Below are 478 nucleotides of genomic sequence, written 5' to 3' on the forward strand. Positions count from 1 at the left end.
GACCGACGGCGTCCACATGCGGCTGATGGTCACGCGGGGCGTGCGCTCGACACCCTACCAGGACCCCCGCGTTGTCGTCGGCGGCGCGACCATCATCATCGTCGCCGAACATAAGGAGCCCGAACCGGCGATCGTCGAGAAGGGGATCCGGCTGTTCACCGTCCACGTCCGCCGCGGCGACCCGGCCGTCCAGGACCCCAAGCTCAATTCGCATTCCAAGTTGAACTGCATCACCGCCTGCATCCAGGCCGCCCAGGCCGGCGCCGACGAAGCGCTGATGCTCGACCCGCACGGCTTCGTCGCGACCTGCAACTCGACCCATTTCTTCATCGTCCGCAAGGGCGAAGTGTGGACCTCGAGCGGCGATTATTGCCTCGATGGAATCACCCGCGCCAACGTCATTGAGCTGTGCCGAGAGAATGGCATCCCGGTGTTCCAGAAAAATTTCTCGCTGACCGATGTGTACGGCGCTGAAGAG

Annotated in this window: 1 protein-coding gene; it reads left to right on the forward strand. The window is 63.8% G+C overall.

Annotated elements, in window-relative coordinates; all coding sequences use genetic code 11:
• On the forward strand, nucleotides 1-478 hold a 478-nt coding region (locus I6F37_RS38790; RefSeq protein ID WP_225154187.1), incomplete at both ends, for an aminotransferase class IV.

Source organism: Bradyrhizobium sp. NBAIM08 (genome assembly GCF_020193935.1).
Lineage (GTDB): Bacteria > Pseudomonadota > Alphaproteobacteria > Rhizobiales > Xanthobacteraceae > Bradyrhizobium > Bradyrhizobium yuanmingense.